The sequence below is a fragment of the Williamsia sp. SKLECPSW1 genome (assembly GCF_054332755.1).
In genome coordinates this window covers 476,087-494,000 of sequence record NZ_JBTGLI010000001.1, presented here as the reverse complement: position 1 = coordinate 494,000, position 17,914 = coordinate 476,087, and the positions used below count along the sequence as shown (strand labels likewise).

The following is a 17,914-nucleotide window of genomic DNA, read 5'->3' as shown; positions in this document are numbered from 1 at the left end:
CCCCGACGTCCTCCCGCTCCCGACCGACCGTCCGCGCCCACCGCGCGCGACCCAGGGCGGCGACCGGATCCGGTTCACCGTGCCCGCCGCGGTGGCCGAGCAGATCCGGTCGGCGGCACGCCGTCACGGCGCCACCGAGTTCATGGTGGTGCACGCCGCGCTCGCGGTGCTGCTTGCCCGGCTCTCCGCGACCGAGGACATCGCCGTGGTCACCCCGACGGCCGGTCGCGGGCAGGCCGACCTCGACGCCGTCGTGGGGATGTTCGTCACCACCCTCGTGCTGCGCACCGCGGTCACCCCGGACGCCGGCGTCGCCGCGCTGCTCGCGGCGGTGCGGGAGGCCGACCTCGACGCCGTGGCCCACGCCGACGCCCCGTTCGAGCATCTCGTCGAGCGACTGGCCCCCGGCCGGTCCGAGGCGCACGCCCCTCTGGCGCAGGTGATGCTGTCGCTCGACACCTCGTCGACGATCACCGCCCACGACGGGGTGGAGATCCTCGATCCGGGGCCGCCGCCCGCGCGGCTCGACCTCGCCGTCACGGTGTCGACGACGCCGTCGGGGGAGTGGCCGGGCGAGATCGTGTACGCCACCGACCTGTTCGACGGCCCGACCGTCGAGGACCTCGCCGACCGATTGGTCCGGGTCCTCACCGCACTCACCGCGGACCGCGACGACCGCGCGGTGGGTGACATCGACATCCTCGATCCGCGGGAGCGGGAGGACGTCGCCGCCGCTGAGCTCGGGCCGGTGGTGGAGCGCCCTGCGCAGACCCTCGCCGACGTCCTCACCGAGGCGTACGCCGCGTACCCGGACGCTGTCGCCGTGGAGTCCGACGGACAGTCGATCACCATGGGTGCGTTCGCATCCCGTGTGCACCGGCTCGCCCGTCGGCTGATCGCCGAGGGGATCGGCCCCGAAGACGCGGTCGCCGTCGTGGTGCGCCGGTCGGTCGCGATGGTCGTCGCGATCCACGCCGTCGTCGTCGCCGGTGGGCAGTACGTCCCCGTCGATCCCGACGCACCTGCGGACCGCATCGCCGACATCCTCGCCACGGCCGGGGTGCGCGTCGTCCTCACGACCGCCGGCGACCGACGGGACACCGGACACCGCACACTGCTCGTGGAGGAGTCCGACGGCACGGGTGATCCGGGCCCGGTGACCGACCACGACCGCCGCGCCCCGCTGCGTCCGGACTCCGCGGTGTACACGATCTTCACCTCGGGATCGACGGGTCGGCCGAAGGGCGTCACCGTGTCCCACGCCGCCGTCCTCAACCGGTTGCGGTGGGGGCTCGCGCGGTTCCCGCTCGCCGTGGGTGACGGCGTGATCCTGAAGACCCCCGCCACCTTCGACGTGTCCGTCCCCGAGCTGTTCGCGCCGGTGATGGCGGGCGCGCGGATCGTCGTCGCCCGTGCGGACGGCCACACCGACCCCGCGCATCTCGTCGACCTGATCGCCGGGAGTGGAGCCGCGACGGTGCATTTCGTGCCGTCGATGCTCGCGGTGTTCCTCGATGTCCTCGACGACGCGGATCTGGCTCGGCTGACGTCCCTGCGCCATGTGTTCGTGTCCGGCGAGGCGTTGCCGCCGGCGACCGCGGCGCAGGTGCGGGCGCGCATGCCGTGGGCGGCCGTGCACGACCTGTTCGGTCCGACCGAGGCCGCGGTCGAGGTGACCCACCAGGAACTGGTCGACATCGGAGACGTGGTCCCGATCGGCCGTCCGGTCGACAACACCGTCACCCGCGTCCTCGACCCGAGGTTGCACCGGGTGCCCGTCGGCGTCCCCGGGGAGCTGTATCTCGGCGGTGTCCAGGTTGCCCGCGGGTACGCCGCCCGCGGTGACCTCACCGCCGATCGCTTCGTCGCCGACCCCTGTGGTCCCGCCGGCGCGCGTCTCTACCGCACCGGCGACCTCGTACGTCGTGGTCGCGACGGAGCGCTGGAGTATCTCGGTCGCACCGACCACCAGGTGAAGCTGCGCGGACAGCGCATCGAACTCGGCGAGATCGAGTCGGTCCTGCTCCGCGCCGACGGCGTGGTCCACGCCGCGGCGTCGGTGGTCGAGATCGGCAGCGGTGCCCAGCATCTGGTGGCGCACCTCGCAGGCCCCGCCGTCGACGTCGACGCGGTGACCGCGGTCGCGCGGCGCGCCCTCCCCGAGTACATGGTCCCGACCCGATGGATCGTCCTCGACGAGGTCGTGCTGTCGTCCGCGGGCAAGCTCGACCGTCGCGCACTGCCGGCGCTCGACGAGATCGACGACGCCGACGAGACCTCCGTCGAGCCGGCGACGGCCGACGAGCGGGTGATCGCCGACATCGTGGCCGCGGTCCTGGGCCGGCGAACGATCTCGGTGACCGACTCCTTCTTCGCCCTCGGGGGCGACTCGATCATGTCGATCCGACTGGTGTCGCTGCTCCGGGCGGCCGGGTACACGGTGACACCCCGCATGGTCTTCGACCATCGGACGGTCCGCGCCATCGCTCGCGCGGCCCGCGCCGCGGTCACGCCGGTCCTCGCCGAACTCCCCGGCGGGGCAGCCGGACCCGTGACGGCCACGCCGACCCTCGGATGGATGGCCGATCTCGTCCCCGACGACGACCCCGACGCGACGCGGGACTTCTCGCAGTCGATGGTGTTCGTCCTCCCGTCCGACCCGGTCGACGTGACCGCAGTCGTCCGCGCCGTCGTCGCCCACCACCCGATGCTCACCGCCGCACTGGTGCCGAGCGGCGACGAGCATCGGTGGCAGGTCGTCGCGGGCGGTGGGGACGTCGACGACGTCCTCGTCGTCGCCGTCGACGAGGCCACCGAGAGCGATCTGGGGCAGGCGGTCGTCGGAGCCCACGCGCGCGCACTCGACACCCTCGACCCGGCGCGGGGACGTGTGGTCGCCGCGGCGCGGATCCCGGTGCTCGACGGTCCCGATCGCCTGTTGCTCGCGATCCACCACGTCGCCGTCGACGCGGTGTCCTGGCAGATCCTCGGTTCCGACCTCGCCGTCGCCTGGTCGGCGGTCCGTGCCGGATCGCCGGTGGTCCTGACCGCACCGGTGACGTCGGCCCGACGGTGGGCCGACGTCCTCGCCGATCTCGGCCGCACCGAGGACCCGCGTCCGTGGCAGGAGGCCGTGGCGCCCGGAGCCATCGGCACCGGGGCGGGTCCCGAGGCGGGACTCGACTCGGCGCGGGACCGGCAGTCGACCGTCGTCGGACTGCAGACCACGGTGCCCGCCGAGGTCGGCGAGGCGGTGCTCACCACCGTCGCCACCGCCTACGGGACGGGTGCGGACACGATCATGCTCGCAGCCCTCGCCCACGCTCTCGTCGACGTCCTCGGGGACGCCTCGACGGAGCAGCGGGTCGCGCTGCTCACCGAGACCCACGGCCGTGAGGAGTCGCTCGCCCCGGGCGCCGATCTGACCGGCACGGTCGGGTGGTTCACCGGGATGGTCCCCGTGTCGGTGACCGTCGTCGGGCGCGACGCGGCCGCGACGGTGAAGTCGGTGAAGGACGTCCGTGCACGGATGCCACACCGGGGACTCGGGTTCGGGGCGCTGCGATGGTCGGCGCACACCGACACGCTCACCACACCGGCGATCGCGTTCAACTACTTCGGAGCGGTCGGCGCGACGGATCACGTCGATTCGGGCGTCCCCGTCCCAGCAGTGTCCGTCCCGGCAGTGCCCGTCCCCGACACGGCGGCACCGGGGCTGCCCGCGACCGTCCGCGGGACGATGCGCGCCACGGCGGCCCTCACCGCGTCGGTGACGACGTCGTCGACCCCCGCCGGACGCGAACTGCACCTCGACCTCACCCGGCCCGCGGCTCTGCTCGACGAGTCGACCGTCGTGGCGATTGGCGCCCGCTGGGAGCATCACCTGCGCGCCGTCGTCGACCATGTCTCCGCGGTCGGTGACCCCGGCCCGAGCGAGACCGATCTCGCCGCAACGGGTCTCACGCAGACCGAGATCGACGACCTGCTCACGCGGCACCCCGGGGCGGTCCTGTGGCCGGCGACACCGCTGCAGCAGGGGATGCTGGTGGAGGCCGAGGCCGCACGGGACGTCCACGGATCCCGCGACGTCTACGTCATCCAGACGACGCTCACCCTGGGTCCCGGCGCCGACCCGGAGCGGATGCGTTCGGCCGCGGACGCTCTCGTCGTCCGACACCGTGTACTCCGATCGGCCTTCGTGCGCGCCGACAGCGGCCGGCCCGTCGTCGTGATCGCGCCGGAGGCGCGTCCCCGCTGGACGTCGGACGACCTGACCGCGCTGTCGGCCGCCGAGACCGGCGACGCGGTCGCTGCTCTCGCGGCGGCCGATCGCGCCGAACCGTTCGACCTGTCGTCGGCGCCGCTGCTACGGTTCCGCTGGATCACCCACCACCTCCCGGGCGGGGGAGTGGGTGCAGCACTGGTGATCACCGCCCACCACCTGATCCTCGACGGCTGGTCGGCGCCGCTCGTGCTGGCCGATCTCCTCGCCGGACACGACGACCCGGCACGGCTCGCGCAGCCCGCGGAGACGGATTTCGCCGACCACCTCGACCGGCTCACACGGATCGATCGCGACGCGTCCGTGCAGGCGTGGGCCGATGCGCTCGCCGACGTCGACGAACCGACGCTCGTCGTGCCGGGGGGTCGGGTGCCCGTCGCCGCCGAGCCGCGCTCGTTGGACATCCCCGTCGGCCACGACCTCGCCGCGGCTCTCGTCACCACCGGTCGTCGGCTCGGCGCCACCACCAACACCCTCGTGCAGGCGGCGTGGGCGATCCTGCTGTCGCGGATGACGGGCACCGAGCGGGTGGTGTTCGGCGAGACGGTGTCGGGTCGGCCGCCGGACCTGCCGGGCGCCGAGACGATGATCGGACTCTTCATCAACACCGTCCCGGCCACCGTCCGGGTGGCCCGCGAGGCGACGGTCACCGACGTCGTCACCGACCTGCAGTGGTCGAAGACGGCGATGCTGGACCATCAGCATCTCGGGTTGGCCGACATCGCCGAGGCCGCGGGACGGGGACAGCTCTTCGACACCGTCACCGTGTACGAGTCGTTCCCGGTCGCGGCGGCGGGCGGGGCGGACACGACGGGACAGGACGCGGTCGGCGGAGACCTCGACCTGCGCGGTGTCTCGTCGACCGACGCCACGCACTATCCGCTGACGCTGGTGACCATCCCGACCGGCGACGGCCTGGTGGTGCGGCTGAAGTACCTGCCGGACGTGATCGACGACGCGCGTGCCGCCGTGGTCGCGCAGACGGCGGCCCATCTGCTCGAGGTCGTCGCCCACCGACCCGTCACCCGGATCGCCGAGGTGACCACGCTCGCCTCGTCGGCACGGGATCGTCTGCACGAGTGGTCCACCGGCCCGTCGCTGCCGCTGGGTGACGACACCCTCGCCGACCTGTTCGCGGCACGGGTCGACCTCGCCGGCGACGACGTGGCGATCCGGGCCGACGGTCGGAGCTGGACGTGGTCCGAGCACGCCGCGCGGGTGCACCGCCTCGCCCGCGCCCTCGTCGCCGCGGGGTGTGGTGGGGACGATGCGGTGGCCGTGGCACTCCCGCGCTCCGTGGACCTCGTCGTCGCCCTGCACGCGGTCGTCGTCGCCGGCGCCCAGTACGTCCCGATCGACCCGGACGGTCCGGTCGGACGGACGCGCACCGTCCTCGACACCGCCGCCGCCGGAGTCGTCGTCACCGATCGCGACCTCCCGGCCGACCTCGTCGCCGGTCGTGTCGTGCTCGACGTGGATCACGCCGCGGCCGAGGAGACGTCGGACCGCGGCCCGGTCACCGACGCCGATCGCCGGTCCCCGCTGCGCGCGGACAACGCCGCCTACACCCTGTTCACCTCCGGCTCCACCGGCGTCCCGAAGGGGGTGACCGTCACCCACCGGGCGATCGTCAACCGACTCGCGTGGATGCAGCACACCCACCCCCTCGGCCGCGACGACGTGACGGCGCTGAAGACACCCGCCGGGTTCGACGTGTCGGTGCCGGAGTTCTTCGCGCCGTTGCTGTCGGGGTCGACGATCGTCGTCACACCCCCGGACGCCCACCGCGACCCGGCGTCTCTCGCCGACGTCCTGCGTCGCGAGGACGTCACGTCGGTACACCTCGTCCCGTCCGCGATGGCGGCGTTCGTCGACGTCGCGCGTCTCGGCGGCCACACCCTGCCGGCGCTGCGGCACGTGTGGTCCTCCGGTGAGGCCCTCCCCGCGGCGACCGCACGGGCGATGTCCCGGCTCGCGCCGAACGCTCTGCTGCACAACACCTACGGACCGACCGAGACCGTCGTCGAGGTCACCGGTCGGGCGCTCGTCGCCGCCGACCTCGACGGGGACGCGGCCGCGCTCACCATCGGGACACCGGCGGTCAACTGCACCGCATGGGTCCTCGACGACGTGCTGCGGCCCGTCGCACCGGGTTTCGTGGGTGAGCTGTACATCGGCGGCGTGCAGGTCGCGCGGGGGTATGCGTCGCGGCCGGGTCGGACGGCCGAGCGTTTCGTCGCCGATCCGTTCGGGCCGCCCGGCGCCCGTCTCTATCGCACCGGGGACCGGGTGCGATGGACCGACGACGGTGATCTCGCCTACCTCGGCCGTGCCGACACCCAGGTCAAGATCCGCGGGCAGCGGGTCGAGATCGGCGAGGTGGAGGCCGTCGCAGCGACGCTCCCCGGGGTGACCGGCGTCGCGGTCGCCGCGGTCACCCACGGCGCGGGCGGGGCCGCTCTGGTCGTCTCGGGGGCGGCGGATCACCTGGCCGCCTACGTCACCGGCGACGTCGACGAGGCGGACCTGGCCCGCCGTGCCGCGGAACTGCTGCCCGGTGCGCTCTGCCCGGACAGCTGGACCGTCCTCGACTCCATCCCGACCACGCCCACCGGCAAGCTCGACCGGCGCGCACTGCCGCTGCCCACGACCGCGGCCGTCGGCCACGCCGACCCCGTCGGCGGCCTCGAGCAGTTCGTCGCCGACGTCGTCGCGGAGGTACTCGGCATCCCCGCGCCCTCGGTGACCGCGTCGCTCGTCGAGCTCGGCGGCAATTCGCTGTCCGCCGCACGGATCGCCGCCCGGGTCGCTGCGGGCGTGACCGTCGCCGTCGGCGTCCGCGACGTCCTCGAGACGGGGTCGGTACGGGGACTCGTCGAGCGGGTGGTCGAACGTGGTGGCGAGCGCTCCGAGGAGCTCGACGCGATCGTCGTGGGCACACGGCCCGATCACGTGCCCCTCACCCCGGCCCAGGCGCGGATGTGGTTCGTGAACCGCTGGGACCCCACGTCACCCGCGTACAACATCCCCTTCGCCCTGCGACTCCGTGGGCACCTCGACGTCGATGCGCTGCGCCTCGCCGCCGGCGACGTCATCCGACGGCACGAGGCATTGCGGACGATCGTCGCCCAGGAGCCGGACGGGGCCGCCTGGCAGCGGGTGCTCGACGCCGAAGCCGTTGTCGCTGAGGCGTCGTGGTGGCTGCAGACCGACGTCGACGTGCGCGATGCGCCGCGGCGTGGGTTCGACGTCGCCCGTGAGGTACCGATCCGCATCGGTGTCGCCGACATGGACGGCGACCACCTGCTCGTGGTCGTGCTGCACCACATCGCCGCCGACGGGGAGTCCCTGGCACCCCTGGTGGCCGACGTCGGACGCGCCTACGCCGCGCGGCTCGTCGGCCGGGCGCCGGCCTGGGAACCCCTGCCCGTGCAGTACGCCGACGTCGCGCTGTGGCAGCTGCGGCGACTCGGATCACTCGACGATCCGCGGTCGGAACTGTCCGCGCAGGAACGGTTCTGGCGGGATCGGCTCGGCGGCCTGCCCGATCTGCTCGACCTGCCCACCGATCGGCCGCGGCCCACCGAGGCGTCACAGCGCGGCGGGGTCGTCCGCATGCAGATCCCGGCGACGGTGCGCGACGGCGTCGACGCCCTGGCCCGGGCCCACGGCGCGACCGTCTTCATGGTGCTGCACGCCGCCCTCGACGTCGTGCTCGCGCGGCTCGCGACCACCGACGACGTCGCGGTGGCGACGCCGGTCGCCGGACGTGGTCGTGCCGAACTCGACGGCCTCGTCGGCATGTTCGTCAACACCCTCGTCCTGCGCACCCGAGTCGATCCGACGCGGTCGTTCGCCACCCTGTTGCGTCGCGTCGTCGCCGACGACCTCGACGCGTTCGGCCACGCCGACCTCCCGTTCGAGCACCTCGTCGACGTCCTCGCGCCGACCCGGTCGACCGCGTTCGCCCCGCTGGCACAGGTGATGCTCACGCTCACCCAGCACCGCTGGCTCGAGCCGACACTGCCGGGACTCGAGGCGACACCCGTCGATCCCGGTACGCCGGCCGCGCGGTTCGATCTGTCGCTCGGTTTCTCCGCCGACCGCGACGACGACGGGACGGTCCGCGCTCTGGAGGGTGAGATCGTCTACGCGGCCGACCTCTTCGACCCGTCGACGGCCGAGGCGCTCGGCCGCAGGGTCGTCGCAGTGCTGCAGGCGGCGGTCACCGACCCCGACGTCGCCGTCGGTGACATCGACCTCCTCGATGCCGACGAGGCCCGGACCGTGCGGACGTACGCGACCGGCCCCGCCGACGACTGGGCGTCGACCCCGTTCGTCGCCACCGACCTGACGACGCTTGTCGCGGCGCAGGTCTCGGCGACGCCGACGGCGCCCGCGGTGATCGCCCCCGACGGATCCGTCGTCGACTACGCCACGTTCGGGGCACGCGTCGCCGCCGTCGCCGACGAACTCCTCACCCGGGGTGTGCGACCCGGGGACGCCGTCGGCGTCTGCATCGAGCGGTCCGTCGCCCTCGTCGTCGCCGTGCACGCGGCCGTCGCGGTCGGTGCGCGCTACGTGCCCGTCGCCGTCGACGCCCCGCCCGCCCGCGCGGGACACATGCTCACCACCGCCGGCGCTCGCGTCGTCCTCGTCGACGACGGACCGTGGCCGCAGGCGCTGTGGGACAACGACGTCGACGCGGTCACCGTCACCGACCGGGCGGCGTCGTCGCCCTGGAATCCGCCGCGCCGCCATCCCGACGAGGGTGCGTACACCCTCTTCACGTCGGGGTCGACGGGGCGGCCGAAGGGTGTGACCGTCTCGCACCGCGCGGTGCTGAACCGCCTCGCATGGATGCAGCAGCACCACCCGATCGGTCCCGACGACACCGTGGTCGGCAAGACGCCGGTCACCTTCGACGTGTCGGTGTGGGAACTGTTCTGGCCCCTGGCCACCGGATCCCGACTGGCCCTGGTCGAACCCGGGCGGCACGGTGATCCCCGGCACCTCGTCGACGTGGTGCGTCGCACCCACGCCACCGTGATGCACTTCGTGCCGTCCATGCTGACGGTCTTCCTCGACGAGATCGGCGGGAGGTCCGACGATCTCGCGTCGTTGCACACGATCGTCACCTCCGGTGAGGCGCTCACCCCCGCGACCGCCGACGCCCTGCTCGCCCGGATCCCCGGTGTGACGCTGCACAACCTGTACGGACCGACCGAGGCCGCCGTCGACGTCACCGCGCACCACGTCCTGCCCGGGTCCGATCCCGTGCCGATCGGCCGTCCGGTGGCGAACACCTCGACCTGGGTGCTCGACGACCGGCTCGCACCGGTCGCGCCCGGTGTCGCCGGCGAGTTGTACCTCGGCGGTGTGCAACTCGCACACGGCTACCAGTCCCGTCCCGACCTCACCGCGGAGCGGTTCGTCGCGAACCCCCTGGGGGGACCGGGTGCACGGCTCTACCGAACCGGTGACCGGGTGCGGTGGTCGGCAGACGGGGCGCTGGAGTACCTCGGCCGCATCGACTTCCAGGTGAAGTTGCGGGGACAGCGCATCGAGCTCGGGGAGATCGAGGCCGCGCTGACCGCGTCGCCGGAGATCCGATCCGCTGTCGTGACCGTCGCCGGGCGCGGTGACACCGCCCGACTCGTCGGACACGTCGTGACACGCGACGACCTCACCGACGACGACCTCACCGACATCGTCGGCGACCTCCCGGGCTACATGCGTCCCGCGGTGTGGGTGCGCCTGGACGCGCTGCCCCTCACCGCCTCCGGCAAGGTCGACCGACGGGCACTCCCGGATCCCGCACCGGCGGAGCCCGCGGAGTTCGTCGGCCCGACCGGGTCGGTGGAGCCCGTCGTCGCCCGCGTGGTCGCCGACGTGCTCGGCGTCGACAGCGTCTCGGCGGCGGCCGACTTCTTCGCCCTCGGTGGCACGTCCCTGTCGGCGACGCGGGTCGTCGCCCGGCTGGCGACGGAGTTCGACGTGGAGCTCGGCGTCCGCGCGGTGTTCGACGCCCCGACGGTGACGGCGCTCGCACGGCTCGTCGTCGCGGCCCCGCGGTCGGGCCTGCCCGAGCTGACGGCAGGTGTACGCCCCGAACGGATCCCGCTGTCCCCGGCGCAGCGCCGGATGTGGTTCGTCAACCGGCTGGACCCCGGTCGGCCCGTGTACTCGATCCCGTTCGCGCTACGGATGCGCGGTGGGGTCGACACCGCCGCCCTCCGTCTCGCGACACTCGACGTCCTCGACCGTCACGAGGTGCTGCGCACCGTCTACCCGACCGGCGCCGACGGTGAACCGTGGCAGCGTGTCCTCGCCCCGGCCACGGCAGCGCAGCGCCTCGACTGGGCGGTCGTCGACACCGAGACCGAGGCGCTGCAGCTCGCGGAGACCGGTGTCGACGTAGCCACCGACCTACCGCTGCGCGTCCGTGTCACCGAGGGGGACCCCGCGGCGGTGGTCGTCGTCGTGCACCACATCGCCGCCGACGGCCAGTCGGGACCGGTGCTCCTGCGAGACCTCCTGACCGCCTACGAGTCCCGACGGAACGGCGTCGCCCCGGGGTGGCCGCCGCTCCCGATCCAGTACGCCGATCACGCCATCTGGCAGCGCGCGGTCCTCGGGGCCGCGGGCGCGCTCGACGAGCAGCACGCGTACTGGGAGACGACGCTGTCCGGTGCGCCGCCGGTGATCGAGCTGCCCGCCGACCGGGCACGCCCCCCGGTCGCGACCGGACGTGCCGGAACCGTCGAGAGCGTCATCCCCGCCGCGGTGGCCGCAGCGGTCACCGAGCTGGCCCGGCGCCACGGCGCGACACCGTTCATGGTGCTGCATGCCGCGCTGGTGGTGCTGGTGCACCGTCTGGCCGGTACCGACGACGTCGTCGTGTCGACGGCGGTCGCGGGCCGGGGCCGACCCGAACTCGACGACCTCGTGGGCATGTTCGTCAACACCCTCGTCCTGCGGACGCCGATCTCCGGCGCCGACACCTTCGCCGACGTCCTCGACGACACCCGTCGTGTCGATCTCGAGGCGTTCGCCCACGCGGACGTCCCGTTCGAGGATGTCGTGGAGAGGGTGGGTGCCGCGCGGTCGGAGGCGTTCGCACCGCTGGCGCAGATCCAGCTCACCGTGGCCGAGACCACGTCGAACGTCGACCCCGGGACGACCCCGGAGATGCCCGACGTCGAAGTGGTCGAGGCGCCCACCACGACGACCCCGGTGGACCTCACCCTGGCCGTCGCCACCGCCGGCGGCGACTGGCGCGTCGGTGTGGTCTACGCCCTCGACCTGTTCGACCCCGCCACCGCGGAACGCCTCGTGCAGCGGTGGATCCACGTGGTGGGACTCCTCGTCACCGCACCGGAGACGAGCGTCGGAGACGTCGACGTGCTCCTCGCCGGGGAACGACCCGCCGCGACACCTGCCGGGCGGACGGCGCTGCCGTCGGTGCTGCTGCCCGACGTCCTCGCCGCGGCCGCGCTCCTCGACCCCGACGCGCCGGCAGTCCTCGACGCGAGTTCGCTGTGGACATACCGCGACCTCGACGCCGTCAGTTCGGTCCTCGCCCGCGACCTCGTCGCGCGGGGGATCGGCGCTGAGGACGTGGTCGTCAGCGCGTTCCCGCGGACCGCGTCGGTCCAACTGGCCGTCTGGGCGGTGGCCAAGGCCGGCGCCGTGTACTGCCCGGTCGACCCCCGTCACCCCGAGCGGCGGATCCGTGCGGTCGTCGCGAGCAGCGGTGCGGTTCTGGCGCTGCGGGATCCGTCGGTGGACCTCGTCGACCTCGACTCCCTGGTCCTCGACACCGCCGCCGTCGACGACCTCCGCCGCCGCGCCGAGGCGGATCCAGCGCTCGCCGCGCCGCTCGGCGACGCCGACCGTGTCCGTCCGGTGCGGGCGCACAACGGCGCCTACCTGATCCACACCTCGGGCTCCACGGGGGCGCCGAAGGGTGTTCTCGTCACGCACACCGGTCTCGCCGGCATCGCCGCCACGCTGCGCGACCGCCACCACGTCGACTCCTCGACACGGTGGCTCGGCATCAGCTCGCCGGCGTTCGACGTGGCGATGTTGGAGGTGATGGGCGCCTACGCCGCGGGTGGCGCGATGGTGGTGACGCCGCCTGCGGTCATCGGTGGCGACGAGTTGTCCGCGTGGATCGGGGCGACCGCGCCGACGCACACGGCGATCGTCACCAGTGTGCTGGCGTCGCTGCGTGATCCGGCACGGATCCCGATCGCGCACCTGCTGGTCGGCGGCGAGGCGGTCCCCGACGCGGAGATGCGCCGCTGGGCCGGTGACCGGGCGTTCTACGACTCCTACGGGCCGACCGAGACGACCATGGCCTGTCTGACATCGACGCCGGTGGACCCGGATTCGTCGGTGCCCCTGGGACTTCCGATGCCGGGGTCGACCGTCGTCGTCCTCGACGCCCGTCTACGGCCCGTTCCCGACGGTGTCCGCGGGGAGCTGTACGTCCTCGGCGACTGCCTCGCCCGCGGCTACCACGACCGCGCGGACCTGACCTCCGATCGGTTCGTGGCCTGTCCGTTCGGGCCTCCGGGGTCGCGGATGTACCGCACCGGCGACCTCGTGCGCCGTGCCGCCGACGGTGCCCTCCACTCCGACGGTCGCACCGATCACCAGGTGAAGATGCGGGGACTGCGCATCGAACTCGGCGAGGTGGAGGCCGCGCTCACCGCGCACGCACAGGTCGCGGCGGCAGGGGTCGTCGGCGTCGGAGACCCCGTCACAGCACTCGCCGGGTTCGTCGAGACGACCGGACCCGTGACCATCGACGACCTCCGCGCCGCGCTCGCCGAGACCCTGCCGGCGCATCTGATCCCCGCGACGCTGAGGGTCCTGCCCGCACTGCCCCGGACCCCCGTGGGCAAGATCGACCGCGCAGCCCTCGTCGGCGAGTCGGCCGCGACGCCGGCGCCTGCTGCCGGGATGCGTCCGCCCACCGACGATCTCGAGCGGGGTCTCGCGACGCTGGTCGGTGAGGTGATCAGCGCCGACGTCGACAGCCTGGGGTCCGACAGCGACTTCTTCGCGCTCGGCGGCACGTCGTTGTCGGCGACCCGACTGCTCGCCCGGATCGCCGACGAACTCGGTGTCGCGGTCGGCGTGCGCGACGTGTTCGACGCGCCCACGATCGGTGCGCTCGCCGCACGCATCCGCGCCCTCCCGGCCTCAGCAGGTCCGCGTCCCGTGCCCGGAGCTGCTCGGCCCGAGCACATCCCGCTCTCGTTCGCCCAGGAACGCATCTGGTTCCTCAACCAGGTCGACCCCGACTCGGTCGCGTACACGATCCCGATCGCGGTGCGTCTGCGTGGCGATCTCGACGTCGACGCGCTCCGGCGTGCCGTCGACGACATCGTGGGTCGCCACGAGATCCTCCGGACCGTCTTCCCGTCGGCGGCAGGGGAGCCGCACCAGCGGATCCTGACCTCCGGAGACACGGACACGGATGTCGCGCGCATCGACGTCGAGGTGGTGGCGACGGCGTTCGACGATCCCGCCGACGACGTCCGCGCCGCCGTCGCGCCGATCGCCCGGTTCGACGTCACGACCGACCTCCCACTCCGGGTCCGCGTGGTCCGGCGGGCAGCCGACGACTGGCTGATCGCGCTCGTCGTGCACCACATCGCGGTCGACGGCCAGTCGGCACGACCGCTCGTCGGCGACCTCGTCGCCGCGTACGCCGCCCGTTCCGCCGGGCGCGCACCGCTGTTCGTGCCGCTGTCCCTGCAGTTCGCCGACCACGCCCTGTGGCAACGCGCCGCACTCGGCGCCGCCGACGACCCGTCGTCGACGATGGGCCGCGACCTGCGCTGGTGGCTCGACCGCCTGGCCGGACTGCCCGACGTGCTCGCGCTGCCGACGGACCGCGCACGACCGGCCGTCGCGACCGGTTCCGCCGGCGTGGTCCGCACACGCGTGCAGGCCGAGACCGCCCGGGCCGTCGAGGCGTTCGCGCGCGAGCGCGGTGCGAGCACGTTCATGGTGGTCCACGCCGCCGTCGCAGCCCTGCTCGCCCGCATCACCGGCACCGACGACATCGCGGTCGCCACGCCGGTGTCCGGACGGGGCGGCGCGAGCGTCGACGACCTGGTGGGGATGTTCGTCGGCACGCTGGTGCTGCGCACCGTCGTCGACACCGGCGCCCACTTCGACGCCCTCGCCGGGCTGGTCCGCGACGACGACATCGACGCGTTCGACCGCGCCGCCGTGCCGTTCGAGTACCTGGTGGAACGGCTCGCACCCGTGCGGTCGGAGGCGTTCGCGCCGCTCGCCCAGGTGATGGTCGCCATGAACGAGGCCGAGTCCGTCGAGGGCCCGACCGCGCTGCACGGTCTGTCGATCGAACCTGTCGACGCCGGCGACCCCACCGCCCGCCACGACCTCGCCATCACCGTCACCGTCGACGACGCAGGGTGGGACGTCGAGATCGTCCACGCCGCAGACCTGTTCGACGACGCGACCGTCGAGGGCTGGGCGGCGATGCTGACGACGATCCTGCGGACGGCAGTCGCGCGACCCGACATCCCTGTCGCCGACATCGACCTGGGCATCACCACCCCGGCGCGGCCCCCGGTGGTTCCCGATCGGCCCGTCGAGACCCCCGGGCGTGCGGTCGCGCCGGGCTCCGCTCCGCAGACGATCCCGGCCGAACCCGCGCGGGACACGACCCCGTCAGACCCCGTGAGGGCGACAATCACCCGGATCGTCGAGGATGTGCTGGGGGTGAGCGCGGTCGACGTCGATGCCGACTGGTTCACCCTCGGCGGCACGTCGTTGTCGGCGGTGCGGGTCGCGGGCCGGGTGGGCGAGGCGTTCGACGTGGACCTGGGGGTGCGGGAGTTCCTGGCCGCCCCGAGCGTCGCCGGTCTCGCCGAGACCGTGCGGTCCGCGCGCCGCGCCGCACAGCCGTTGCGGCGGCGCGACGCCGACGCCGTCGTGCCGCTGGGCCTGGCGCAGCAGCGCATCTGGTTCCTCAACCAGCTCGACCCGTCGTCGACCACCTATCTGATGCCGGTCGCCCTCGACATCGACGGTGACCTCGACGCCGATGCTCTGCACGGTGCACTCGGTGACGTGATCGTCCGGCACGAGGCGCTGCGGACGGTCTTCCCGACCGACGACGACGGCATCCCCCGCCAGGTCGTCCTCGGTGCGGACGAGGCGCTGGAGCGCCTGTGGTGGCGCGAGGTCGACACCGCGGACGACGCGATGGCACTGTGCAGCAAGGGGTTCGACGTCACCGTGGATATGCCGATCCGTGCGGCACTCAGTCGCGCGATGCCCGGGGAGTCCACACCGACACGACGTCTCGTCGTCGTGCTGCACCACATCGCCGGGGACGCGGCGTCCGGGCAGATCCTCGCCCGCGACCTCGCCGAGGCCTGTCGTCGTCGGGTCGCCGGCGACGTCCTCCCGCCCTCGGAGGTCGGCTATCCCGACCACACCCTCTGGGAGCGTGCGGTCCTCGGGGACGCCGACGATCCCACCTCGGTCCTCGCCGAGCAGTCGGCGTTCTGGCGGACCCGTCTGGCCGACCTGCCCTCCCGCACCGATGTGCCGACCGACCATCCGCGTGTCCTCGGCGGCGACGCCACCGGTGGACGGGTCCCGATCGACCTCGGAGTGGACCGGTCGGCGGCGCTGTCCGCGCTCGGCCGGCGCCGTGGACTCACGACCTTCATGACGTTGCACGCGGCACTGTCGGTGACGGTCGCCGCGTTCACCGGCAGCGACGACGTCGTGATCGGCGTCCCGGTCAGCGGTCGACGCCACCCCGCCACGGCCGACATGGTCGGGATGTTCGTCAACACCGTCGTGCTGCGGACGACGCACCGTCCCGACGACACCGTCGCCGATCTCCTCGCGCGAGTCCGCGACGACGACACCGCGGCGTTCGCGCACGCCGACCTGCCGTTCGACCTGCTGGTCGAGATGCTCGCGCCCGACCGGTCCGATCGCCGCCCGCCGATCCACCAGGTCACGCTCAACGTCCTCGAGGACACCGGCGACGTCGGCGACGTCGGCGACGTCGGCGACGCCCTCGACGACCTCGGCCTGCGTCTCCGCGGGGTCGACCCCGGACCCGAGCCGGCCAAGGTCGACCTCGCGGTCGGCGTCGCCGAGACCGACGACGGCCTCCGCGGGTCGATCACCTACGCGGCAGCGCTGTTCGACGTCGCGACCGTCGAACGATTCCGGGACGTGTTCGTGCGCGTCGTCGATGCGCTGATCGCCGGCACCGACCCGAGCGACGCGCTCACGGACCCGTCGATCACGGACCCTGCGATCCTCCCCGACGACACCGCCGACCCCGTCGTGCTCGATCGGCGACTGCGTCCGGTCCCGATCGGCCTGGTCGGCGAGTTGTGGCTGCGCGGTGCGGCCGTCCCGTCGGTGGTCGCCGGTGCCTCGTCGGCGACGAGGATCGTCGCCGACCCCGTCGGACCACCCGGGTCGCGGATGTACCGCACCGGCGACCTCGCGCGCCGTCGAGAGGGTGGGATCGAGATCCTCGAGCGCCGCGACGCCGTCGCCCCACGGACCGCCGCGTCGGCGCCGCAGCGGGAGGTCCCCGACACCGCGGGCACCGTCGGCGGAGTGGTCGGCGAGACGGAGCGGTGGATCGCGGAGGTGCTCGCCGACGTCGCCGGGGTGCCGGCCGTCGCGCCGACGCAGAACTTCTTCGACGTCGGGGGCACGTCGCTGTCGGCGGCGCGGGCGGTCGCGACCCTGCGGCGACGGGGGATCCTCGTCGAACTTCCGTGGTTCTTCTCCGACCCGACCCCGCGGGGGCTCGCCGCACGCGTGGCGAGCGGTGCCGACGGTGGTCGCGTGTTGCTGACCCTGCGGCCCGACGGCAGTGGACCGCCGCTCTTCTGCATCCACCCCGCAGGTGGTCTGGCGTGGATGTACGGCGGGCTCGCCCCCTACCTGCCCGACCGACCCATCCACGCCCTGCAGGACCCGCACGTCGTGGCCGGTGAGCCGGCCCTCGACAGCGTCGACGCGTTCGCCGATCGCTACGTCACCGAGATCCGGCGGGTCGCGCCGACCGGCCCGTACCACCTGCTCGGATGGTCGCTCGGCGGGCACATCGCGCACGCCGTGGCGGAGCGGCTCGAGGCGGCGGGTGACCAGGTCGCGCTGCTCGGGTTGATGGACACCTGGGTGGGTGACCTCGAGCTCCTGGCTCCCGACACCGCGGCCGTCGACCCGCTCGACGGATGGCGGTCCCTGTTCGACCTCGGCGACGAGGTCCAGGCGGCGACGCCGGACGAGGTCGCCGCCGTCGTCCGTGACCACCTCGCGCGCAGCGGACTACTCCCGGTCGACCGGGTGGACGCGATCATGGACAGCTTCGCCGGCGCCGACGCGGTCGCGGCCGGCCATCGCCCCGGCCGGGTGCAGGCGCCCGCGGTCGTCGTCGTGGCCGGTGCCGACAAGTCGGACCCCGCGGCGGTCGCGGCGAGCTGGGAGCCGCACTGCGGCAGCGTCACCCGCGTCGACGTCGACGCGGGTCACCTCCAGATGAGTGACAGCGAGGTCCTCGCCGTGGTTGCCCTGCACCTCCGTCCACCCCGGACCTGA

At 73.5% G+C, this 17,914-nt stretch carries 1 protein-coding gene (only partly in view); it reads left to right on the top strand.

From position 1 onward, the window contains the following. Positions 1-17,914: the end of a non-ribosomal peptide synthase/polyketide synthase gene (locus ACXVUM_RS02360; protein WP_458520269.1), read on the top strand. Its footprint begins 19,640 nt before the window's first position; only the last 17,914 of its 37,554 coding nucleotides appear in the window; its start codon lies beyond the left edge, outside the window; its stop codon occupies positions 17,912-17,914.